21 protein-coding genes and 1 tRNA gene are annotated in these 22625 nt (G+C 42.5%); 16 read left to right on the top strand and 6 right to left on the bottom strand.

The features are described from left to right. Positions 1-7: 7 nt before the first annotated feature. Entirely contained in the window at positions 8-1195 is a 1188-nt protein-coding gene (locus F2B13_RS07660; protein WP_149303932.1) for an aminotransferase class I/II-fold pyridoxal phosphate-dependent enzyme, read from the bottom strand. Positions 1196-1262: 67 nt separating this feature from the next. Between F2B13_RS07660 and F2B13_RS07655 the strand changes: the two genes are divergently transcribed. After that, positions 1263-3068 (top strand): M61 family metallopeptidase, encoded by a 1806-nt coding sequence (locus F2B13_RS07655; RefSeq protein WP_149303931.1) that lies wholly within the window; start codon positions 1263-1265, stop codon positions 3066-3068. Between the two features lie 2 nt (positions 3069-3070). Then, positions 3071-3601 (top strand): GNAT family N-acetyltransferase, encoded by a 531-nt coding sequence (locus tag F2B13_RS07650; RefSeq protein ID WP_149303930.1) that lies wholly within the window; start codon positions 3071-3073, stop codon positions 3599-3601. A 183-nt stretch (positions 3602-3784) separates the two neighbouring features. Here F2B13_RS07650 and F2B13_RS07645 read toward each other — a convergent pair. Then, positions 3785-3866, bottom strand: a tRNA-Leu gene (locus F2B13_RS07645). Between the two features lie 145 nt (positions 3867-4011). Between F2B13_RS07645 and F2B13_RS07640 the strand changes: the two genes are divergently transcribed. The 3 genes from F2B13_RS07640 (at position 4012) to pth (ending at position 6364) form a co-directional block, all read left to right on the top strand. Then, a complete protein-coding gene (locus F2B13_RS07640; protein ID WP_149274494.1) occupies positions 4012-4953 on the top strand; it encodes a ribose-phosphate pyrophosphokinase in 942 nt (313 codons plus the stop codon). A gap of 54 nt (positions 4954-5007) precedes the next feature. After that, a complete protein-coding gene (locus F2B13_RS07635; protein ID WP_149274493.1) occupies positions 5008-5661 on the top strand; it encodes a 50S ribosomal protein L25/general stress protein Ctc in 654 nt (217 codons plus the stop codon). A gap of 73 nt (positions 5662-5734) precedes the next feature. Beyond that, the gene (gene pth / locus F2B13_RS07630) at positions 5735-6364 is read left to right on the top strand and encodes an aminoacyl-tRNA hydrolase (RefSeq protein ID WP_394348964.1); all 630 of its coding nucleotides are present in this window, start codon (positions 5735-5737) and stop codon (positions 6362-6364) included. Here pth and F2B13_RS07625 read toward each other — a convergent pair. After that, positions 6351-7034 (bottom strand): hypothetical protein, encoded by a 684-nt coding sequence (locus F2B13_RS07625; RefSeq protein ID WP_149303928.1) that lies wholly within the window; start codon positions 7032-7034, stop codon positions 6351-6353. The two genes, pth and F2B13_RS07625, sit on opposite strands and share 14 nt — an antisense overlap. Then, positions 7031-10813, bottom strand: coding sequence for a reprolysin-like metallopeptidase (locus tag F2B13_RS07620; RefSeq protein WP_149303927.1), 3783 nt, complete (start codon positions 10811-10813; stop codon positions 7031-7033). The genes F2B13_RS07625 and F2B13_RS07620 overlap by 4 nt, the downstream gene beginning before the upstream one ends. 52 nt (positions 10814-10865) lie before the next feature. Between F2B13_RS07620 and F2B13_RS07615 the strand changes: the two genes are divergently transcribed. After that, positions 10866-11810 (top strand): bifunctional riboflavin kinase/FAD synthetase, encoded by a 945-nt coding sequence (locus F2B13_RS07615; protein ID WP_149303926.1) that lies wholly within the window; start codon positions 10866-10868, stop codon positions 11808-11810. A gap of 2 nt (positions 11811-11812) precedes the next feature. After that, on the top strand, positions 11813-13129 hold the full coding sequence (locus F2B13_RS07610; protein WP_149303925.1) for an HTTM domain-containing protein: 1317 nt from the start codon (positions 11813-11815) through the stop codon (positions 13127-13129). Between the two features lie 18 nt (positions 13130-13147). Here F2B13_RS07610 and F2B13_RS07605 read toward each other — a convergent pair whose 3' ends face one another. Then, the gene (locus tag F2B13_RS07605) at positions 13148-13528 is read right to left on the bottom strand and encodes a VOC family protein (protein WP_149303924.1); all 381 of its coding nucleotides are present in this window, start codon (positions 13526-13528) and stop codon (positions 13148-13150) included. Between the two features lie 84 nt (positions 13529-13612). Here F2B13_RS07605 and serS point away from each other — a divergent pair, with 84 nt between their 5' ends. Further along, a complete protein-coding gene (gene serS / locus F2B13_RS07600; RefSeq protein WP_149303923.1) occupies positions 13613-14884 on the top strand; it encodes a serine--tRNA ligase in 1272 nt (423 codons plus the stop codon). Between the two features lie 18 nt (positions 14885-14902). Here the strand turns inward: serS and F2B13_RS07595 are convergent, their stop codons facing one another. Next, positions 14903-15214, bottom strand: coding sequence for a hypothetical protein (locus tag F2B13_RS07595; RefSeq protein WP_149274485.1), 312 nt, complete (start codon positions 15212-15214; stop codon positions 14903-14905). A gap of 202 nt (positions 15215-15416) precedes the next feature. On the opposite strand from F2B13_RS07595, the gene F2B13_RS07590 reads away from it, so the two are divergent. The 8 genes from F2B13_RS07590 to F2B13_RS20760 all read left to right on the top strand — a co-directional run bounded on the left by F2B13_RS07590 (position 15417) and on the right by F2B13_RS20760 (position 22550). Continuing rightward, the gene (locus F2B13_RS07590) at positions 15417-17201 is read left to right on the top strand and encodes a tetratricopeptide repeat protein (RefSeq protein ID WP_198440096.1); all 1785 of its coding nucleotides are present in this window, start codon (positions 15417-15419) and stop codon (positions 17199-17201) included. 88 nt (positions 17202-17289) lie between these two features. Then, a complete protein-coding gene (locus F2B13_RS07585; protein ID WP_149303922.1) occupies positions 17290-17601 on the top strand; it encodes a DUF4286 family protein in 312 nt (103 codons plus the stop codon). Beyond that, positions 17601-17903, top strand: a complete 303-nt coding sequence (locus F2B13_RS07580; RefSeq protein WP_149303921.1) for a gamma-glutamylcyclotransferase family protein — start codon at positions 17601-17603, stop codon at positions 17901-17903. The genes F2B13_RS07585 and F2B13_RS07580 overlap by 1 nt, the downstream gene beginning before the upstream one ends. A 15-nt stretch (positions 17904-17918) precedes the next feature. Continuing rightward, positions 17919-18800 carry a 16S rRNA (adenine(1518)-N(6)/adenine(1519)-N(6))-dimethyltransferase RsmA gene (gene rsmA / locus F2B13_RS07575; protein WP_149303920.1) on the top strand — a complete coding sequence of 294 codons (882 nt, stop codon included), beginning with the start codon at positions 17919-17921 and terminating at the stop codon, positions 18798-18800. A 147-nt stretch (positions 18801-18947) separates the two neighbouring features. Then, a complete protein-coding gene (mgtE, locus tag F2B13_RS07570) occupies positions 18948-20300 on the top strand; it encodes a magnesium transporter (protein WP_149274481.1) in 1353 nt (450 codons plus the stop codon). A gap of 148 nt (positions 20301-20448) precedes the next feature. Next, positions 20449-21189 carry a dienelactone hydrolase family protein gene (locus F2B13_RS07565; protein WP_149303918.1) on the top strand — a complete coding sequence of 247 codons (741 nt, stop codon included), beginning with the start codon at positions 20449-20451 and terminating at the stop codon, positions 21187-21189. Continuing rightward, positions 21186-22124, top strand: a complete 939-nt coding sequence (locus tag F2B13_RS07560; RefSeq protein ID WP_149304121.1) for a 2-hydroxyacid dehydrogenase — start codon at positions 21186-21188, stop codon at positions 22122-22124. Before F2B13_RS07565 ends, F2B13_RS07560 begins: the two co-directional genes overlap by 4 nt. A 9-nt stretch (positions 22125-22133) precedes the next feature. Then, a complete protein-coding gene (locus F2B13_RS20760; protein WP_149303916.1) occupies positions 22134-22550 on the top strand; it encodes a response regulator transcription factor in 417 nt (138 codons plus the stop codon). Positions 22551-22625: the final 75 nt, after the last annotated feature.

Here is a 22625-nt window from a genome sequence, read left to right as displayed (position 1 = left end):
TAATTAGTTATACCTCTTTGGTAAAAATAGCCAATAATTGCAAAACCCGTACAATTTCTTCTTTTGAATTGAAACTATGAAGACAAAATCGCAGGCGCTCCCGACCCTCCGGTACCGTAGGGGCCATGATGGCCCTGACGTCAAAACCCTCTGCCCTAATTTTAAAAGCAATCGAACGAACCTTTAGGTTTCCAGGAATGATACAGGAATGAATAGCCGAACTACTGGGTAAAAAAAGCACTTGTGCAGCTCCATTCCCGGCCTCATTAAATTGAAGCCTTTCGATTTCCGAATTGAAAAGATCAATATTTCGCCTTAATCGATTTAATTCCCGCCCGCTCGACACAAGATAATTGTAGGATGCCAGTGTCGCAGCAATGGAATGTGGCGGCAAGCCCGTCGTATAGATAAAACTACGGGCAAAGTTGATCAGATAGTCCCTTAATGACTTTCCTCCTAATACGGCCGCCCCATGACTTCCTATGGCCTTTCCAAAGGTGACGATACGCGCAAAGACTTGAGTTTCCAAATCGAGCTTCTGAACGAGCCCTGTTCCATTATTGCCCAACACCCCAATGGCATGTGCCTCATCAACAACCAAATGAAACCCTTGTTCGCGGCAATTATCGGCAAATACCTTTAGGTAGGGTGAATCACCGTCCATAGAGAATACCGATTCGGTAACTACATAAACTTCAGTACCACTATTCATTTGCCCACGCTCCCTCAAACGCACCACTATTTCTTGCATATCATAAGCGTCGTTATGGGAGAACTTATAGCTTTTTGCTTTGGCCAGCTGAATACCGTCCCGAATACTAGCATGAATATATTCATCGTACAAAATAACATCACCATGTTGCGGTACCGCACTGAAAAATCCGATATTGGCGTCATAGCCCGAATTGAAAACCAAGGCCGATTCACTTTTATGAACAGTAGCCAGGGTTTCTTCAAGTTTGGCATAAAGAGAGTGATTACCTGATATCAGTCGGGAACCGGTCGCACCCTGCCCCAAACCCTTTTCCTCCAATAAAACAGCGGCCATTTCGGCTATTTTGGAAATATTGGAAAGACCCAAATAATCATTGGAAGAAAAATCTATCAAGTCTTCGATGCCCGGAAGCGACCTTAAAAGTCCTTTTGCAGACCTCGCTGACAATCTTTCCCTCAATTTTTTTGGTAGGTCATCCATAGTGGCAAATGTAACATATCGTCATGTTAAGTAGTATCTTCGCTGGAACAAAGCTACCGAAAGAACGATGAAAACCTATATTTTTTGGTTTTGCCTTTTCACGGCATCGGCTATTGAAGCCCAAACCATTAGTTATGAAATATCCTTTGAAAATGCGGTGCATCATGAAGCGCGAATCAATGCGAACTTTCCGAACCTAAAAAATGATACCGTTGCCTTCAGAATGAGCAGGACATCACCTGGCAGATACGCCCTTCACGAGTTTGCCAAGAACGTCTATGATGTTAAGGCTACCAATCACAAAGGCAAACCTTTAACCATATCAAGACCCGACCCCTATCAATGGTTGGTAAGCGGTCACGACGGTACTATAAATCTCAGCTATACCCTATTTGCCAACCGTGCCGATGGCACCTATTCACAAGTTGACGAAACCCATGCCCATTTGAACATACCTGCCACTTTTATGTATGCCCCCCAGTTGCATGAACGTGATATAGAGATTACTTTTAAGGTCAGGAAAGACCTAAAATGGAAAGTAGCCACACAGCTTCCCTTGGTTTCAGGCACCACTTATACCGCCCCTAATCTCAGTTACTTTATGGATAGTCCCGTTGAAATCAGTGACTATGGACTTCGCGAATTCGAAACGCCCCGAAATGGAAAAAACCAGAAAATCCGATTTGTGCTGCATCATAACGGTACGGATCAACAACTGGATGCGTATTTCGAAAAGGTCAAGAAAATAGTTATGGCCGAAAAGAGGGTCTTTGGGGAGCTCCCTGATTTCGACTATGGTACTTACACATTCTTGGCATGCTATGTGGCCAATGCCTCCGGAGATGGTATGGAACATCGCAACTCTACCGTTTTGACCAGTAGTCGCGGTCTCGCAGAGGGGGGAATGGAAGGAAATATCGGCACCGTATCCCACGAATTTTTTCATGCATGGAACGTAGAACGCATTCGGCCCAAGTCTCTGGAGCCCTTTGATTTTGAGGAAGTCAACATGAGTGGGGCCCTATGGTTTGCCGAAGGCTTTACCAGCTATTACACGAATTTGCTTTTATGTAGAGCAGGAATCATTTCTCCGGAAAAGTATGTCGAAGGGTTGACGGGCACTTTTAATTATGTCTGGAACTCACCGGCCCGTGAATTGTTCAATCCTATTGAAATGAGTTATCAGGCCCCTTTTGTTGATGCCGCAACCTCTATTGATCCAATGAACCGCGAAAATACGTTCATTTCTTACTACTCCTATGGCAGCATGCTGGGCTTGGCCCTTGACCTCTCACTAAGGCAAAATGATTTGAATCTTGACGATTTTATGACACAGGTTTGGCAAACCTACGGAAAGCCCGAAATACCTTATACGCTTTTAGACTTACAAAAAAGTTTGGGGCAATACGCAGGAAACACCTTTGCCGACGATTTCTTTGACAAATACATTTATAAAAGCGGTATGCCAAATTATAAACGTCTTTTTGAATCCGTGGGCGTAGTACTTTCCCAAAACATTGAAGAAGCATATTTTGGAGCTTCCGCATCCCTTAATGGTGATGGTAATGGCACTATTGTAACCCATCCAAAAAAGGGAAGCCCGGCCTACACTGCAAAACTTGATAACGGAGATGTTATTACCGGCATCAACGGGTCGCCTTTCCCTGATGGACAACAATTCGAAACTTTCCTCAAGAGGTTCGCCGTGGGTGATACGCTCTCCGTCGAATTTGAGCGTTTCGGAGTTTTAAAAACTGCCTCGGTAGTGTTGGAACAAAACCCTGAATATGGTATCCATTTGATGGAAAAATTCGATGAACAACCTAACCCAAGCCAATTGAACAACAGAAAAGCTTGGCTTAAAATCGAATAGTTTTGATTACGTACGGTCGGGTACATTCGAAAAAAGAACTCCATCAAATTCTGGCCCTACAGCGGAAGAACCTACCCATGGCCATTTCCCAATTGGAAAGGGAGAGGGAAGGATTCGTAACCGTCGTGCACACCTTTGAAATGCTTGAAAAAATGAATGACGCCTGCCCCCATTTAATAGCCAAATCTCAGGGACAAGTTGTAGGATATGCCCTTTGTATGCACCCCAAGTTTGCGGAAGATATTGAAGTGCTACGACCAATGTTCAAAGAAATTAACGCCCTGTTTCCTAAAGTTGTCGACTATATGGCGATGGGTCAAATATGCATCGAAAAAAAATATCGGAAAAAAGGAATTTTTCGAATGCTTTACCGCACCATGTTAGACGTACTTCGGCCAGAATACAGTACAATCATTACCGAAGTCGATTCCACGAACGAGCGCTCGCTTCAGGCACACTATGCAATAGGGTTCAAAAACCTAAACGTATATCGCTCAGGAAACAGGGAATGGCAAATTGTCGAACTCTCTTGAACAACCTTGTTGTTCATTCTATTTGTATTGAACCTACCAAGCCAGATTCACATTGCAAAATATTGTCTCCCTACCTAATTTTTTAAAGGGGAATAAAGACTTTTTTATTAAAAACCGTTACTCCTACATCACTTTAAAAAAACATAAAACCCTGAAAATCAAATGATTGACAGGGCTTAAAAGTACCTTGGGTGGGAATCGAACCCACACGTCCGAAGACACTGGATTTTGAATCCAGCGCGTCTACCAGTTCCGCCACCAAGGCAAAAACGGATTGCAAAACTATAAAATTATTTTATTTCCCACCTAAAAATATCAACATTTATCCTTTAGCAACACAAATAAATTTCTAAATTTGCACCTCCCTTGAAAAAAGGGTTGTCAAGAAACTAGTTCACAATAGATTACCAATGCCTTATCAAGTTCCCGAACCTAAAATTTTTGCCTGTACCCAAAGTTCTGAACTGGGTCGGAAAATCGCCGAGTCTTACGGTGAAAACTTAGGGAACGTTATCTTCTCGAGATACAGCGATGGTGAGTTTCAACCATCTTATGAGGAGTCCATTCGGGGCTCGAGAATTTTTGTCATTGGATCTACCCATCCCGGACCCGAAAACCTCATGGAAATGTTATTGATGCTCGATGCCGCAAAAAGGGCATCGGCAAGACATATTACAGCGGTAATGCCCTATTTTGGGTGGGCAAGGCAAGACAGAAAGGATAAGCCAAGAGTGCCTATTGCCGCAAAATTGGTTGCGAAAATGCTTGAGACGGCAGGTGCTACACGTATTATCACGATGGATCTGCACGCCGATCAAATTCAAGGCTTTTTCGAAAAGCCCGTAGACCACCTGTATGCCTCTACCCTGTTTTTGCCCTATTTGAAAAATCTGAACCTTGATAACCTGACCATAGCCTCTCCCGATATGGGAGGATCCAAGAGGGCGTATGCCTATTCAAGAGCCTTACAGAGCGATGTTGTTATTTGCTACAAACAAAGGGCGAAGGCCAATGTCATATCGCACATGGAGCTAATCGGTGATGTACAGGGTAAAAACGTTGTTCTTGTAGATGACCTGGTCGATACGGCCGGCACCTTGACCAAAGCTGCGGATTTGATGATGGAGCGCGGTGCAATAAGCGTTAGGGCCATTACGACCCATGGCCTCTTATCCGGCGGTGCTTTCGAAAAAATCGAAAAGTCAAAGTTGAAGGAATTGATTATAACCGATTCCATTCCCATAAAAAAACAGAGCGATAAATTGAAGGTGTTGAGTTGCGCCAACCTTTTTGCCGATGTAATGCATCGGGTACACCATAATACCTCAATCGCCTCCAAATTTTTGATGTAATCACCGGTGGCAACACCCATAACAAATAAGAAATATTAATTTTTAATACATAAAATGAAGTCAATTACAATCAAAGGATCAGAAAGAGAAAGCGTGGGCAAGAAGGCAACGAAGGCCCTACGTAATGCTGGAAAGGTTCCTTGCGTAGTATACGGAGGGGAAAAACCGCTACACTTTTCAGCAGACGAACTAGCGTTCAGGGATTTAGTGTATACTCCGGCAGCCCATACCGTAAAGGTTGACTTGGGAAAAGATAAGATAAGAGCCATTATGCAAGACATCCAATTCCATCCGGTAACGGATAAAATCTTGCACATTGATTTTTATCAACTTTTCGAAGACAAAGAGGTAACCATGAATATTCCAGTGCGTCTTCAAGGAAATGCCCCTGGCGTTCGGAACGGTGGTCGATTACTTTTTAGAAAACGTAAATTGGCCATTCGGGCCTTACCCGACAAATTACCCGATTTCTTCGACATTGATATTTCGAAATTAAAAATCGGTGATAACATCACCGTGGAATCGCTTCTCAATGACGATTTCACCATTTTGCACCCCGATACAACCGTTGTGGTGCAAATTAAGACGCAACGTGCGGCCGTCGTAGTCGAAGATGACGAGGAAGCAGAAGGCGTAGAAGGAGCTGAAGGCGTAGCAACCGAAGGTGCCGAAGGTGAAGGAGCTGAAGATGGGGAAAGCCAAGAATAAATTTTCCTTATAAATAATTTGAAAGCGTCCCGTACAATCGGGGCGCTTTTGTATTTTAGGAAAAACGATAGTCGTGTTTCACTTTTTAAAATCTTTGTTCCGCACAGAAAAAAACATACTACCAGAAGAAGATACCATGAAAAAATATTTATTTGTCGGATTGGGAAATATAGGGGAAAAGTACAGTGAGACCCGCCATAACATCGGGTTCAAAATATTGGATGCTCTTGCCACAGCCGAAAACTTTTCTTTCGAAACTGCCAAGCTGGGAGATATTGGCACATTAAAAATCAAGGGAAGAAGCATTCTCTGCCTAAAACCCTCTACCTACATGAACCTCAGCGGAAAAGCCCTTAAATATTGGATGGACAAGGAAAATATTCCTTTGGACAATGTTTTGGTCATCACCGATGATATCAATCTTACTTTTGGAACTTTACGACTGAAGGCCAAAGGAAGTGACGGGGGCCACAATGGCCTAAAAGATGTTCAAAAGGTGCTGGGAACCTCACAATACCATAGATTTCGATTCGGCGTCGGTTCCGATTTCGGTAAAGGAAGGCAAATAGAATATGTGTTGGGAGAATGGAATGAAGATGAGATCAAGGCCTTACCTGAGCGATTGGACCGATCTGTTGCGCTACTACGTTCCTACGTATTCGCAGGCCCTAAAAATACCATGAATGAATTTAATGGCACCTAAAATCAAAGGTGCCGGTATCTGAAGAATTACCGGCTGCATCTTTGGTAATCACTCTCCAATAATACACCGTATTCGAAGCTACACTCACTTTTTGCTCTGTAGTGTTCGCGTTCAGGGTGGCAATCAAAGTTTCAGGAGGGTTTTCCGTAGAAAAATAGATTTCATAACTTTCTATGTCACCATCTATGTCAGTCCCTTCCCAATCTAAAGTGACTTCATTATTAATATCCTTGATGATGGTACTACCTGACTTCGGGGCAACAATTTCTGCTGGAAAAGGGGTATAGGTCGTTTGACTCCCAGGATTATAAAAAAACCACGAATCGCTTGTAGCTGTTGTCGTAGTCTGTGAATTCTTTGAGACAACTACCCATGAAAAGGCTATGCCTTTTTCTAAAGAAAGTGTCTCCACCGTACTTGACGTGCTTTTTGTTTGAACAGTTCCTGTATTGAGGTTGGTGACCCGTAATTCGTAAAGATCGGTGTAATCTGCAACTTGCCAGCTGAACCTTACTACATTACTGGTTCCTGTTGTTGTCTGAACCGGTGTACATTCCGAATTCTTGGCCGGTGCAGTAAGCAGTGCTTTTTCGGGAGAATTGGGACTGTCTTTCTTTTTGCAACCCAAAAAGACAATACAAGTCATAAAAATCAATGAGATTCTCTTCATCGCTTGATAAGTTTTGTGGCTGCCTGTATATTATCCCCTTTAAATTTTACAAAATAGATGCCCGGGGGTATTCCCGCGAATTCAAGATCGATTTTGTTGGTAATAGGATAATAATCGCTACTTCGTATCCATTGTCCGTCGATAGTAAACACATCAACGGTTATCTTCTCATGGGTTTCTCCCAAAAATACCTGTGTACGCTCATCGAAGGGGTTCGGGAATACAATCGGTTGATCAGTAACGAACATATGATCTTCAAATATACCCTGACAAGGCAGGTTCGTAGATACCCTTAAAATATTTGTGCCAGAACCCAAGTCTAAAGTCATTTCCGATTTTTCGGTATGTATAACCTTTCCGTTCAATTCTATGGTATAGCGATCTGATCCGGTCATGGCGATGACTACCTGCTTTCCGTCGTCGCTTATCTTTGAAGTAACCCCTAGGGGTTCTGGCTGTACCACGACCACATCAAAACAGTATGGCTCATATTCAAAATTCGCATCGGACCCTTCGATACATAAGGTGTAAGTGCCAGAGGTCAAATCTGTTAGCATAAAACTCTCGGTAAAGCTATCGGTAACATCTAGACCATTACCCACGATGTTGACTATATAATCAAGAGGAAGCATCGCCTCAATGAATACCGAACCGTCATCATTGTTACGGCATGATTCACTTTGAACCAAAATGGAAAAATTATCATTCGGAAAATAATTAATCGGGCAGCCGGATGCATTGACCTCAATTCCTTCCGGAGTGCCCAAACAGAGATCATCGCCATCATCAAAAACCCCATCGTTATCTGCATCAGGCCGAAAACTGCCTTCCACGCAAATATCCAGTGAAAAACTATTAAGCGAACCGCCATCGGAAGACGCATTATCGGAAACTTCTAAAATCCATTCCCCAAAAATTGACTCCCCTTTGAAAGAGCTTAAAGCCCCCAAGGGCTTAACCGTTCCTGAAATAGCGATACCCGTCTGAGCACCACAAATAAAACTAGAAGCACTATCATCGAAAGTAGCGTTGAGATTTTGAAGCTCTCCACAAGAATTGGATATAAGGGTCACCGTAGTACCTGCAGGTGACGTTAGCCTGACCACCAAGTCGGCCAAGAAACTATGGTCAATATTTAAATTGACCTTGATATCGGAAACGGGCAAATCTTCAAAAAAAGCCACTTTTGATACTATTTTCGGGCGACCAAAACTTGAGATACTAAGGGGTAGGTCCGATGCACTTTTATTGTCACAATCAAGGGAGAGAGTAGTAAAGCTGAACGGAGTATTAAAATTTCCCGAGCCACATATGTTAAGAGGTTTCACCCTCCAAAAATAGGTCGTTTCATTCTCAAGTCCGGTAGGGACGTAAGAGTTCACAGCTACCGTGGTCGCTTCCACAATATTGGTAAATGAAATATCCGTGGCGATTTCGACCTCATAAGAGGTATAGGTAGAATTTTCTTCCCATTGCAAAAGCATACCTGTAGAAACACCTTCAAGTCCGTTTACAGGTGCTAATAGCAACACATCGGAGAACGTATTGTCATAAATGTTCAGGACTGCAGTTATATTTTTGGTAACACTTGCTGAAGTAGCCGTTATCGTTATTGGATAATGACCTTGGGGAACATTTTCGGTATCTTCGAACAACAGTTCTACCTTGGTTCCGTTTGACGTTGCAGTAGACGGTACGAAAGAAACGCCCAAACCTACAGGAGCATCATCGATACTAAACGTGACTTCTTCGGTAAAACCAAGAAAAGTCTCATACGTAAAAGGGATGGTCAAGTCGGTGAAGTGACAGACTTCGAACTCCAATTCGGAAAAGTTCATTACGATTTCTGAAGCTTCAATTACAAAATCACTCTCATTTACGGCATAAAAAATATTACCTGCCGCCTTGACCATGATTCGGGCTTCATCAGTAGGAAGCCCAGGCACCACGATATCATGAGAACCATCATTTACAACATTCTGGGCCAGAATATGGGGAAAAGTCTGCCCACCATCGGTAGATAGTAAAATATCAACGGCCTGCGTATTCACAGGCATCAAATTTGTTTCTGCTACATCCCAAGTGATTTGCTGTTTCTCCCCGGCAATGTAGGTCGCACTATCTGTGTGGGACGTTACCTGAAAGGGGCCTGCGCTGTTGGATACAAAAACATTGACCAATCGGGAAACCACTTGCCCTCCGCCCACCGCATTGTCGCGAACCGTAAAAGCAAAATTCATTTCCCTTTCGACATCGGATGCCGTCTCCCAAGCCGCACCTTCCGAAGGGGATACTTGGGTCAAATTGCCACTCATGACTCTTGACAATAGTGGAAAATATCGCGTTGGATCAGTGCTTGGTGCCCTTGATCTGAAGTTAGCCCCCCCAGGGTTTGTGGGGCCAAAGGTCGCTCTAGTAACTACCCCATTATCTATTTGCTCCCATGCATAGGTAAGCATGTCGCCATCTGGGTCCGTAGCACTTCCCGTCAGTTGAAAGGCTGTAGATTTTGGTATAACGAAGTCTCCTATGGGCGACACTTCAGGAGGGTTATTTAGAATGGATATGACTTCGCCACAGCTTTTTGTCTTCAAATTTTCAATAATCTGTTCAATACTCACGTAGTGAAAATAATCATCGCCTTGGCTTTGTACATTATCATTCTCAGTGATACCCGCATAGCCCATGATAGTACTTCCGCTACCGGGCTCAACCTGCACAAGGGTTCCTTCCAGTTCGTATGACCATGTATGGTTCGCCCCTAGTTGATGACCCATTTCGTGGGCCACAAAATCAAGATCGAAGATATCGCCTTCCGGTACTTCACTAGATGCATAGGCACTCCCTTTTTTATTATCTACACAAATGGCACCGATAAAGCCGGCATTCCCGCCGTTAAAACCCTTGTGAAAAACATGGCCGATGTCGTAGTTTTGTTCTCCAATCTCATCAGTAAATGCCTGCTGGCCCTCAGAACCCAAGGTACTCAGACTGCCCCCATATGGATCTGTTTCGGTATCGGTATAAATAACCTTATCGGTGTCGGCGACCAGCTCTAAGGTCACCGCAAGATCCCTTTCAAACACTTCGTTGATACGTGTTAAGGTAGCATTGATCCCTGCTAGGGCATCGGCCACCGTACCCCCGTGATAGGTCGAGTATTCAGCAGTGGCGGAAACGGCCAATCGATACTTCCGTAACACCTGTTCATTAACCGGCTTAGCCGAAATTGATGCATTTAATATAGAGACCTTATCTTTGGTCGCACAGATAAAATTGGCTTCCTTCGCAGACGTAGCATTTCGCGAATACAAAATATATTGATCTGTCGAGGCCTTTTGAATAAAACTGTTCTGACTACCATCGCCGTGCACAATCATGGCCTGAATGTCTTTGTGGGAAACACTTAGGCGTATCTTATCGGATTGATTGTCTAGCGAATGACCGGTATAAGACCTTATTTCGGGATACTTTTTGGTAAGGTCGGCAGCCAGTACGGGAGTCTCGAACACCCTATAGGCGACCATCTTTCCAGAAACATCAGGAAAATAAATAACCTTGGAACGTTTAGCGGCCTTGGAAACGGTCTCAAGCTCTCGCTTAAAAACACCCTCCTCAAGCATAAAAATCTTTCCATTCTCGGTATCTAAACGCTTCGATATTTCCTTTGGAAAACTACCCCGCATCGATGTCTTTTTCCAATACTCACCCTGTGCAGATACGTAAAAGGAAAAAAATAATATGGCAGTTGAAAAAAGTAGACGTAATTTTGTAAGCATCAAGGGGTATTAGCGCAATCTCAAATATAAGTCTTTTTATTATTTTTAGTAGGTGGTAACAGTCCAAAGCATTTCCAAATACGACAAACGGCATCCCACGGCTATTACAATTGGCACTTTTGACGGTGTACATATCGGACACCGGAAAATTCTAGAACGCTTAATCAAAAATGCGGCCATATATCATTTAAAGTCTACCGTTTTAACTTTTTTCCCCCACCCAAGAATGGTCCTGCAAAAAGACGCGGGTATCAAATTACTTAATACTATTGATGAGAAAACCGAAATTTTAAGGAAATTGGGGCTCGAGCAATTAATTATCCATCCTTTTACCAAAGAATTCTCTCGCCTATCAGCGACCGAATTTGTAAGGGACATATTGGTAAACGACCTTAAAATTAAAAAAATCATCATAGGATACGACCATCGGTTCGGTAGAAACCGCAATGCCAACATCAACGATTTGAAAGCTTTCGGGAATGCCTTTGATTTTGAAGTGGAAGAGATTTCCGCCCAAGAAATCGACGAGGTTTCGGTAAGTTCCACTAAAATACGAAAGGCCTTGGAAGCAGGTGATATTCCGACCGCGAATGCCTATTTGGGATATAACTATATGCTAACCGGAAAAATCAAAAGCGGAAAAGGTCTCGGCAGACAGATTGGTTTTCCAACGGCAAACCTTTTTATCGAGGAGGAATATAAGTTAATCCCTAAAAAGGGAGCCTACGTAGTGCAGAGTAGGCTTTTTGGCAAAAAAGTATTTGGCATGATGAATATTGGTTTTAACCCTACCGTATCGGGTGAGACCCGTACTTCTAATGATCGAAAGGAAAAGGTCGAAATTCATTTTTTCGATTTTGACCAAGATCTTTATGAGCAAAGAATTCAAATCGATATTCTTCATCGCTTACGCGATGAGCACAAGTTTGAATCGGTCGATGCCCTGAAGGCGCAGTTGCAAAAAGACAAGCAAAAAAGCTTTGAATTAATTTCATAATTATGTTTAATCGATTTCTATTCACGAGAATCGATAATTCGCCCCTTCTCATTTTTAGAATGTTCTTTGGTGCATTGATCGCGTTGGAGTGCTATGGTGCTATTTTCACAGGTTGGGTGAGAAGGACCCTATTGGAACCAAAGTTCACCTTTAACTTTATCGGTTTTGATTGGCTACAGCCCCTACCTGGCTTCGGCATGTATATATACTTTTTTGCCATGGGCACCCTTGGGATTTTTATAGCCCTTGGTTATAAATACCGTTTTAGCATCATTTCTTTTACCCTTCTCTGGACCGGGGTATACCTCATGCAGAAAACTTCATACAACAATCATTACTATTTATTGATTTTGATTTCAGGGTTGATGTGCTTTTTTCCGGCACATAGAAACTACGCCGTGGATGTAAGGAAAAATCAGGCTCTTAAAAGCGACTCGATGTACGCCTACATAAAATGGATAGTCGTGCTACAGCTTTTAATTGTCTATACCTATGCTTCGTTCGCCAAACTCTATGGCGATTGGCTGAATTACGGCATCATTGAACTTCTAATGCGCAACAAAGCTGATTATTTTATCATCGGAAACCTACTGCAGCAACCATGGCTTCATAAATTCATTGGGATTGCAGGCATCCTTTTTGACCTCCTTGTCGTTCCAGCCCTTTTATGGAAACCTACCCGAAAAATGGCCTTCGTAGCGGCTATTGTTTTTCATTTATTCAATTCCATTGTTTTCCAAATAGGTATTTTTCCTTACCTCTCCTTGGCCTTTACCGTATTCTTTTTTGAACCAGAAACGATTCGCCATATTTTTTTCAAAAAGAAAAAGCCCTTTCTTACAAACAAAATAGAGATTCCCCGGCGTCAAAATGGTTTTTACGCGCTCGTTGGCACATACTTTATTATCCAATTGGCTCTTCCTCTTCGCCACCATATTATTCAAGACAATGTACTATGGACGGAGGAAGGTCACCGTCTCAGTTGGCGTATGATGTTACGAAGCCGCTACGGAACGATACAATTTAAAGTGATCGATAAAGAAAATGGAACTTCTGAAATTATCGATTTAAAGAAGTATTTAACCAAAAAACAACAAAATCGCATTGGCTCTTACCCCGATTTCATTTGGCAATTCGCGCAACACTTGAAAAAAGAGTACGCACGTAAAGGCAAATCTGTTTCGGTCTATGCCATCAACTCAAAAGTAAGCATCAATGGAAAGCCCTATAGGGCATTTATCGACCCGAAGACCGATTTGGCCCATACTTCATGGAATTATTTTTGGCACAATGAATGGATATTACCTTCTGAATACTAAAAATAGTTAGGGGTCCCTTCAAAATTTTGTCGTTCTCTGGCAGAGTTGCAAGGGCATTCCCCATGGGTCACGTAACATGATTAGATGGCTGCCATCCTCTTTTTTTACTTCCTCTACATAGGTTGCGCCATGAGCCACAAGACGATCTTTATCACTTTCAGAATTTTCACTCACAAATGCGAGGTGAAAAGTTAAAGGATGCTGGTCTGCAAAATTGGTGATTTCTTCATCGGGTCTATGGTAGAGCTCCATAATTACGCGCCCTCCTGAATCCGCCAAAAAGGTCATATAAGGAGGTTCTTGCTGAGCGCTAGCTATCTGCAGATTTAAATACGTTACGTACCACTTTATCCTATCCTCTATATTATTTACGTTGAGGGCGAAATGCTCGAAAATCATAGTGTACTTGATTTTTTAATATCCGTTCTAAAAGTATCCAATTAACGCAAGAAAACTTAAATTTGCACGCAAAATCGAAACGAAATGTTACAATTACAAAGCATTCGCGAACACCAAGAAGATATTATCACAGGGCTAAAAAAACGTAATATCGATGCCACCTCCTTGGTGAATGAAATAGTTCAGTTAGATGAGAAGAGGCGCCATACCCAGGCACAACTGGACAATACCCTGGCTGAAAGCAATACGCTTTCTAAAGAAATCGGAATGCTCTTCAAGAGTGGAAAAGCACAGGAAGCCAATGTATTGAAAAAAAAATCAGGAGCTTTAAAGGAAGACTCCAAGAAATTGGGGGATCTATTGAACGAAACGGCCCAGAGCCTACAAAAGTTGCTTTACCAACTGCCCAACATACCCCATGAATCGGTTCCTTCGGGCAGTTCGGAAGATGATAACGAAGAAGTATTTCGTGAAGGAAATGTTCCCGTGCTTCATGATAAGGCCCTGCCTCACTGGGATTTGGCTAAAAAATACGACATTATCGACTTCGAGCTGGGCGTAAAGATTAGCGGGGCCGGATTTCCCGTTTATAAAGGAAAAGGAGCCAAGCTGCAGCGCGCATTGATTTCCTACTTTTTAGATAAAAATTCTGAAGCTGGCTACACCGAAGTACAAGTGCCCCATTTGGTGAACGAGGCCTCGGGTTTCGGCACGGGCCAATTACCGGATAAAGAGGGGCAAATGTATCATATAACGGAGGACAACCTTTATCTCATTCCCACGGCCGAAGTACCCGTGACCAACATGCTGCGTGAAGAAATTTTAAAACCAGATGAATTCCCGGTCCGCTATACTGCATATACCCCTTGTTTTAGAAGGGAAGCGGGTAGTTACGGAGCACATGTTCGCGGTCTCAACCGTTTGCATCAGTTCGATAAGGTCGAAATCGTTCGGGTAGAGTACCCTGAAAACTCGTATAACGCGCTTGATGGCATGGTCGAACACGTTAAATCGATATTGCGAGAACTGAAACTTCCCTATCGTATTCTACGTCTATGTGGGGCTGATTTAGGTTTTACATCTGCGCTGACCTACGATTTTGAGGTATTCTCGACCGCCCAAAACCGTTGGCTAGAGATCAGCTCGGTTTCCAACTTTGAAACTTTTCAAGCCAATCGTCTCAAACTACGGTACAAAGACGAGAATGGAAAGAGCCAATTGGCACATACCTTAAATGGAAGTGCTTTGGCCCTGCCGAGGGTTTTAGCCGGTATTTTAGAGAATTATCAAACAGTCGATGGTATAAAAATACCAGAAGCGCTCATACCCTACTGCGGTTTTGATACCATAGACTAAGAAGTTCGTCGCCACCTGCTAAACCTCGCCTTCACCAACTTCTTCGGAAGAAACGTAAACCACGTAGTTTTTGTTGGTTGTGTTAAAGGTCACACGTACAGGTTTTTCATTGCGTACTAAATCTATGAAATCGCTATAACGTTCTATGGGTTGATAGCCTACTCCGGTTTTGATGCCTTCATTGAAGGTATTATTCTGAAGGGATCCCTCTTTGAAGATGAGATAAAGACGATACCCATCGGCACAGTAAAGATTAATTCTCGCCGAATTGCTACCATTTGGATACAAGAATGCCGCGTACCGCTCACAATTTTTAACAAATGTTGCCATGATTTCCGATTTAAATTTTTTATTAATTATTTAATCTAAAAATATCAGAAGTAAAAGCGATTGCGTTTGGTAGTTGTGTAGATGGGTGCCAATAATGTGTAAATCGATGGGATACACCGCTTTGAACGCCCCTTTTCCCTGAATTATCTTCTCGTTAACAGATTATTTATCGGGGGAAACGTAAATTTGATAAATTTCGATTATGAAGTTATTTGCATTTTTGACGGTCATGGTTTTTTCACTTATGACCTATGCCCAAAACGACTTTCTGGCCAAACAGTATTTTAGTGATGGTGACTTCGAAAAAGCCGTGGTTTATTATGAAAAACTAGTTGAAAAAAACCCGAGGCGCACAGACTATGCCGAAGGTCTCATTGCGACGTACCAACAACTGGAACGTTACGATGATGCGGAAAAATTCTTGCTCCAAAAAATCGAGGAAGATAATATGTACCCGACCCTTTTCATAGAATTGGGGTATAACTATACCCTTCAAGACCTCAGTGAAAAAGCCGATGCGTATTATGAAAAAGCCATTGCGACGATTGAAGAGAATCCGAATTACGGCTATGGTATAGGCTATCGTTTTCAAAAGTATGCCCTGTTAGATCAAGCCCTGAAGGCCTATCAGAAAGCCATGACTTTAAGTCCACAATTAGACTATCATTACCAAATGGCCCGAATTTACGGAGAACAAGGAAATGTGGAGAAAATGTACGAATCTTACCTGCAATTGATCAGCGAGGGTAGAACTTCGAAGTCGAACGTACTTCGCAATATCGACGACTTTATTACTTCCGATGCACAATCGGAGAATAACATCAAATTCAAACAGATTCTCCTGAAAAATGCCCAGAAAAATCCAGATATTTTATGGAACGAACTTTTGAGCTGGCTCTTTGTACAACAAAAACAGTACGATAGTGCTTTTAGACAGGAGAAGGCCATTTACAAGAGGGTAGATGTTGCTTCGATGCAGCGCCTCGAAACCCTTGCCGATTTGGCTCTTGCTGATAAAGAAACCGAAACTGCACGAGAAATTTTTGAATATATCGTCTCCAACACCAATGATGAGGTCACCAAACTGAACGCCCAACTCAATTTGATCGATCTGACTCTTTTAGACGCCAACGACCGTCAAATGGATGCCGTTCAAAAGCAATTCGAATCGCTGATAGAGATACATGGTTATAAAAGCAAGACCCTTCAGCTTCAGGTAGCCTACGCCAACTTCCTTACTTTTAAAAGAGATACTCCAGCTATTGCCATCGATATCCTTAAAAAGAGTTTAGAGCTTCCGTTGAACAACCGTGGCAGGGCGTTTATAAAATTGGCATTGGGCGATATATTAGTTTATGATCGCAAATTCAATGAAGCCCTAATTTATTTTTCGCAAATACAAAGAAATCTCAAAAATGATGTATTGGGCCAAAACGCCAGATTCAAAGTAGCTCAGACCAGTTTTTATAAGGGCGATTTTGATTGGGCCTTTACCCAATTGAAAGTGCTGCGCGGATCTACTTCACAGCTTATCGCAAATGATGCCATGCAACTGAGCCTTTTGATTTCAGATAATTCCTTGGAAGATTCTACACAGACGGCATTGAAAAAATATGCCCGGGCCGATCTATTGGCCTACCAAAACAATACGAAGGAAGCGATTGCTGCCTTTGACGACATCCTTCAAAACCATAAAGGGGAAAAAATCGAGGACGAGGCCCTATTGAAGCAAGGAAAGCTACTGGAGCAATTGGCAGAATACGATGCGGCCGAATTGAATTATAAAAAAATCATAGAATTCTATGGGAGCGATATTTTGGCCGATGATGCACATTTCGCACTGGCCGAACTTTACAAAAATATCTTGAACCGACCCGAGAAGGCCAAGGCCCTCTATGAACGCATTATCTATAATTATCGGGATAGTTACTATTTCCCTCAGGCAAGAAAGAATTTTAGGATACTCCGAGGAGATTTGATCAACTGAAATTATATACCATAATACTCCAAAACCAAACCAACATGGCGGAAACAACATATGAATATCAATGTATAACCCCAGAAACCGAACCCTAATGCTCATTTATAACGTTACCACAAATATTGACGCATCGGTGAACGACGAATGGCTACTATGGATGCAAGAAACCCATATACCCGAAGTACTCGCAACCGGCAAGTTTCTGAATGCTAAAATGAGTAAGATCTTGGTAAAGGAAGAAATGGGCGGTATGAGCTATTCGGTACAATACACTACCATCGATTATGAAACTCTTCAAAAATACTATGAGGAGGATGCCCCAAAACTGCGTGGCGAGGCCCAAAAAAAATTTCCCAACAAGTTCGTCCACTTCGATACCGAACTTGAAATTATTAGCGAGCACTAATGGTATACCTTTTCTCCTATGGTAGCCTGCAGGAAGCAACCATACAACTAAAACTATTCGATCGGGAATTAAGGGGATGGCCCGACGTGGTCTCGGGCTTCGTGCTGTCGAAAGAAAAGGCATATGGTGCCTACCCCATACTGAATGAAACAAAAAACCCTGCCCATCGTATATCGGGAACCGTATTCGAACTATCCGAACAAGAGCTTATACAAGCCGATGTCTATGAAGGTGAAGCTTACAAAAGAAAGCTAATTGAACTTGAATCAGGAAAACGAGCTTGGTTGTATATAGCCAATTAGTGCAAATCGATGAATATGGCAAAAAAAAGAAAATCAAGTCAAAATAGCCATGCCAAACGGCCCATTTCCAAATCTGCCAAAGGACCCGTAAAAGCAAAAAAACACCTAGGCCAGCATTTTTTAAAAGATGAGGCGATTGCACAAAAAATAGCGGACACCCTTTCTTTAGATGGCTATAAGAACGTACTTGAAATAGGTCCGGGTACAGGGGTGCTTACCAAATATCTATTGACCCGCAATGTAAACCTTATCGCTATGGATTTAGATAAAGATTCGGTTATATACCTCAACCACAGCTTTCCACTAGAACATCCTAGCGCAGTGGGAAACGACCGTACGTTTCAAATCATCGAAGGAGATTTTCTTCAATATAATTTGAATACCCTTTTTGGCCATGAGCCTTTTGCCATAACGGGCAATTTCCCCTACAACATATCTACACAGATTGTATTTAGGCTACTGGAAATAAAGGAGCAGGTTCCCGAATTTTCCGGGATGTTCCAAAAAGAAGTGGCGAAACGGATTTGCGAAAAAGAAGGAACTAAAACCTATGGAATACTTTCGGTGTTGGTGCAAGCCTTTTACGATGCGGAGTATCTTTTCACGGTACCTCCACAAGTTTTCGACCCGCCACCAAAGGTACAATCAGGTGTATTACGCCTCGTACGTAAGGAGGATCCGATATTGAACTGTGATGAAAAACTATTTTTTAGGGTCGTAAAAACCGCTTTTAACCAGCGTAGAAAAACGCTTCGCAACAGCCTAAAAAGTTTTAATCTTTCTTCAACATTCAGGGAAACCGATGTTTTCGATAAACGACCTGAGCAAATTGGGGTCATAGATTTCATCACGCTTACCAATAACATTCAAAACGACCTCAAAGAAAACGAGGTTTAAAATCGACCTCTTGTAGCGTTTCACTTTTTTCGAAAATTTGTTTTTAAAAGAAGCGGTAAGCGGTCTGAACTTACCTTGGCGAAAACCTAAAACTAGAAACATTTTGTTTAGCTTTGCCCCATCCGCAGTACAGCTGAAAATGGTAACATGACCCCATTTAAACTCACAGATGAACTTCTAGCTGAAATCGAACAGCTGATAAAAGACCAAAAGGGCAGCTCACTTGTCACCCTTATGGAAGATGTTCACTATGCCGACGTTGCAGAAATCATCAATGAGCTGAACGAAGAAGAGGCCACCTACCTCATCAAATTATTGGATAGCGACAAAACATCCGATGTACTTACCGAACTCGACGAAGATGTACGTGAATCAATTCTGAAAAACCTCTCAGCAAAAGAAATTGCCGGTGAACTTGAAGAACTCGATACCGATGATGCGGCCGACATAGTTGGTGAGCTTCCCAACGAGATCGTTCAAAGGGTCATTTCAGAAATTGAAGACCGTGAACACGCAAAAGATATCGTTGACCTGCTTCGGTATGATGAGTATTCTGCAGGTGGTCTTATGGCCAAAGAGTTGGTCAAGGTGAGGGAAAACTGGGATGTTCTCAAGTGTGTGAAGGAAATGCGGGCTCAAGCCGAGAACGTAACACGGGTGCACTCCATTTACGTAGTAGACGAGGAAGACAAGCTCAAAGGCCGTCTGTCTTTAAAAGATCTTTTGACCACCTCGACCCGTACCCACATTCGCGATGTGTATATACCGAAAGTAGATTCCGTAAACGTGAACGAAAAACCGGAAGAAGTGGCTAAAATCATGTCCAAATACGACTTGGAAGCCATTCCCGTTGTAGATGAAATAGGCCGACTTGTTGGTCGTATCACCATTGATGACATTGTCGACGTTATCCGGGAAGAGGCCGATAGGGATTATCAGATGGCGGCAGGTATTTCGCAAGATGTTGAGGCCGACGATAGTATTTGGGATCTGACCCGGGCCCGTCTGCCGTGGCTTTTCCTAGGTTTGGTAGGTGGCGTTGGGGCTGCGGTAATTATGGGCGGTTTTGAGGAAATGATCAGCAAACATGCCATTTTATTCTTTTTCACCCCGTTGATTGCAGCGATGGCCGGAAATGTCGGGGTACAATCTAGTGCGATTATCGTTCAAGGGCTTGCCAATGACGACCTAAAGGGCAGTATAGGAAATCGCTTGATCAAAGAAATGCTGTTGGCCACGTTGAACGGCCTTATTTTAGCCATTATCTTGCTCTTATTTACCTGGATCTATAAAGGCAACTTTCCAACGGCCATGGCGATTTCCATTTCGTTGGTCGTGGTTATTGTAGTGGCCGGTATCATCGGCACTTTTACACCCCTGTTTCTTCATAAGAGGGGCATCGATCCAGCGATCGCGACCGGTCCGTTCATAACGACCAGTAACGATATTTTTGGCATTCTCATATATTTTAGCATCGCCAAAATTATTTTGGGAATTTAATTTCAAGTTATATCCCGGTATTTCTTAAAGTTCCATTTCCAGATATTCCATAAATCGACCTATTTTTATAGATATCCTTAGAAGTATTACTTGGTACTTTAGACTCCCAAAGGATTACTTACAGGTAAAAAAGGCAGTATCACAAATTATGAAACTCCATTATTTTATACTCATTTTTATACTCCTCTGCTGCCAAGATCAAATCGGTGCGCAAACAAAGCTTACCAAATCCGAAAAATCATTCTCAAAAATCAAGCCTAAAAGCGGTACAAGGGACGAAACATTGACCAATACTTCCGGAAAACGCTGGAAAGCAAGGGTCAGTTTTCCTGAAAAGAGGAGAACGAAAAATAGTCTTGTTATCGCCTTACACTGGGCAGGTGGAGAAAAAGCGTATAAAGACTTCAACGATTGCCTTGTGCTCCCCGCCTTGAAATCTTTGAATGCCATTATAATTTCCCCAGAAGGAGAAAACCAACTATGGTCTACCGCGAACAATATTGATAAAATACGCGCTATAGTAACGTATAGTAAGAAGTACTGGAACGTGAACCCCGATAAAATAGCTATTTTGGGATACAGTAATGGAGGTAACGGCAGCTGGTACTTTGCCGAGCATTATCCCACCTTGTTTTCAGCGGCCATACCCATGGCAAGCTCCTATCCTATTTATAAAAAAATAGCTGTTCCGCTATACGTTATTCATGGTGAAAAAGATGAACTGTTTAGTATTTCAAAAACAAGAAAGTGGGTCGAAAAGACTAAAAATGCGGGCACCGAACTTATCTTTGCCTCGAATGAAGCACTTTCGCACTATGAAGGTTGCTCGTATGTAACGGAATTAAAACGGGCCGGGATATGGCTTCAAAATTTATGGGAAGAAAAATGAAAATACTGCACGTCGATATAAACCATCCATTGTTGATACAAAAGTTTTCTGAATTGGGTTTTGAAAACGATGAAGATTATACCTCCTCAAAAAAAGAAATCGAAAAAAAAATCCATGAATACGATGGCCTGATCATCAGAAGTCGCTTCTCTATAGATAGTGAATTCCTTAACAAGGCCGAAAACCTCAAATTTATAGGGCGCCTAGGTGCCGGATTGGAGAATATTGATGTGGCCCATGCCGAAGACCAGGGTATTTTCCTCGCCGCGGCTCCCGAAGGGAATCGCAATGCCGTGGGCGAGCATACTCTCGGCATGTTGCTTTCTTTGCTCAACAAATTGAACAAGGCAGACAGGGAAGTCCGTTCAGGCCTTTGGGATCGTGAAGGCAATCGAGGTTGGGAGCTCGATGGAAGAACGGTGGGGATTGTAGGATATGGTAATATGGGGAAAGCCTTTGCCAAAAAATTAAAGGGTTTCAACGTCGAGGTCATCTGCTACGATATAAAGGGAGGTGTTGGAGACGAAAACGCCCGCCAGGTGGGTATCATGGAACTTCATCAGCGTACCGAGGTACTAAGCTTACATGTACCTCAGACGGATCAAACTATGGGAATGGTCAACGCTGAATTTATTGACAAGTTTCAACATCCGTTTTGGCTATTAAATACCGCTCGCGGTAAATGTGTCGTTACTGAAGACCTAGTGACTGCCTTAAAAAGCGGTAAAATATGGGGTGCGGGTTTAGACGTACTCGAATATGAGAAGGCCTCTTTCGAAAACATGTTTGTCGAAAATGAACTTCCGGAAGCCTTTCAATATTTGATCAAGGCCGACAACGTAATCCTTTCACCGCACGTGGCAGGTTGGACGGTGGAAAGTCTTGAGAAATTAGCCTTGACCATCGTAGACAAAATCAAGAAAAAGTTTTGCTAAATTTAAATCGTGACACGTGCAATCCTCATTTTTACGGCATTGATCATCTTCTTATTGAGTGTATTCAAGCTAGGCCATTATGCCTACTTTTCAAGGAATATATCAAATGAATTGGTATTAGCTATTATAGCGGTCGTTTTTCTTGTAATCGGTATCTACCTTAACAAAAAAAGCCTACACAAGAAACCAATTCCTCCAAAACATATTAATACCCAAAGAATAATACAGCTCGGCTTGAGCAAACGCGAATGTGAAGTCCTACGTGAAATATCACTAGGACTGTCAAACAAGGAAATTGCGGAAAAGCTTTTTGTCTCTGAAAGTACCATAAAAACACACGTATCCAACATTCTGGTCAAACTCGATGCCAAGCGACGGACCCAGGCCATAAAAAAAGCCAGGGAATTTCAAATTATTCCACTTTAACGTTCTTCTTCCGCTAAAGAAAACAATTTAGTACTTTAGTATGAGTCCCATTTTAAGCGAGTGACCTATATTGAG

Source organism: Pareuzebyella sediminis (assembly GCF_008367235.1).
GTDB classification, from domain to species: domain Bacteria; phylum Bacteroidota; class Bacteroidia; order Flavobacteriales; family Flavobacteriaceae; genus Pareuzebyella; species Pareuzebyella sediminis.
Note: the sequence above shows the minus strand (reverse complement) of the source record. Positions and strands in the feature narration are given on the sequence as shown.

Bases quoted from the DNA above. Each gene is read 5' to 3' on its own strand.
- F2B13_RS07580 (WP_149303921.1), top strand. From the start codon at position 17,601: ATGGTATACCTTTTCTCCTATGGTAGCCTGCAGGAAGCAACCATACAA.
- F2B13_RS07660 (WP_149303932.1), bottom strand. From the start codon at position 1,195: ATGGATGACCTACCAAAAAAATTGAGGGAAAGATTGTCAGCGAGGTCT.
- mgtE (WP_149274481.1), top strand. From the start codon at position 18,948: ATGACCCCATTTAAACTCACAGATGAACTTCTAGCTGAAATCGAACAG.
- F2B13_RS07635 (WP_149274493.1), top strand. From the start codon at position 5,008: ATGAAGTCAATTACAATCAAAGGATCAGAAAGAGAAAGCGTGGGCAAG.
- serS (WP_149303923.1), top strand. From the start codon at position 13,613: ATGTTACAATTACAAAGCATTCGCGAACACCAAGAAGATATTATCACA.
- F2B13_RS07565 (WP_149303918.1), top strand. From the start codon at position 20,449: ATGAAACTCCATTATTTTATACTCATTTTTATACTCCTCTGCTGCCAA.
- rsmA (WP_149303920.1), top strand. From the start codon at position 17,919: ATGGCAAAAAAAAGAAAATCAAGTCAAAATAGCCATGCCAAACGGCCC.
- F2B13_RS07605 (WP_149303924.1), bottom strand. From the start codon at position 13,528: ATGATTTTCGAGCATTTCGCCCTCAACGTAAATAATATAGAGGATAGG.
- F2B13_RS07610 (WP_149303925.1), top strand. From the start codon at position 11,813: ATGTTTAATCGATTTCTATTCACGAGAATCGATAATTCGCCCCTTCTC.
- F2B13_RS07625 (WP_149303928.1), bottom strand. From the start codon at position 7,034: ATGAAGAGAATCTCATTGATTTTTATGACTTGTATTGTCTTTTTGGGT.
- F2B13_RS07640 (WP_149274494.1), top strand. From the start codon at position 4,012: ATGCCTTATCAAGTTCCCGAACCTAAAATTTTTGCCTGTACCCAAAGT.
- F2B13_RS07655 (WP_149303931.1), top strand. From the start codon at position 1,263: ATGAAAACCTATATTTTTTGGTTTTGCCTTTTCACGGCATCGGCTATT.
- F2B13_RS07590 (WP_198440096.1), top strand. From the start codon at position 15,417: ATGAAGTTATTTGCATTTTTGACGGTCATGGTTTTTTCACTTATGACC.
- F2B13_RS07585 (WP_149303922.1), top strand. From the start codon at position 17,290: ATGCTCATTTATAACGTTACCACAAATATTGACGCATCGGTGAACGAC.
- F2B13_RS07620 (WP_149303927.1), bottom strand. From the start codon at position 10,813: ATGCTTACAAAATTACGTCTACTTTTTTCAACTGCCATATTATTTTTT.
- F2B13_RS07560 (WP_149304121.1), top strand. From the start codon at position 21,186: ATGAAAATACTGCACGTCGATATAAACCATCCATTGTTGATACAAAAG.
- F2B13_RS07595 (WP_149274485.1), bottom strand. From the start codon at position 15,214: ATGGCAACATTTGTTAAAAATTGTGAGCGGTACGCGGCATTCTTGTAT.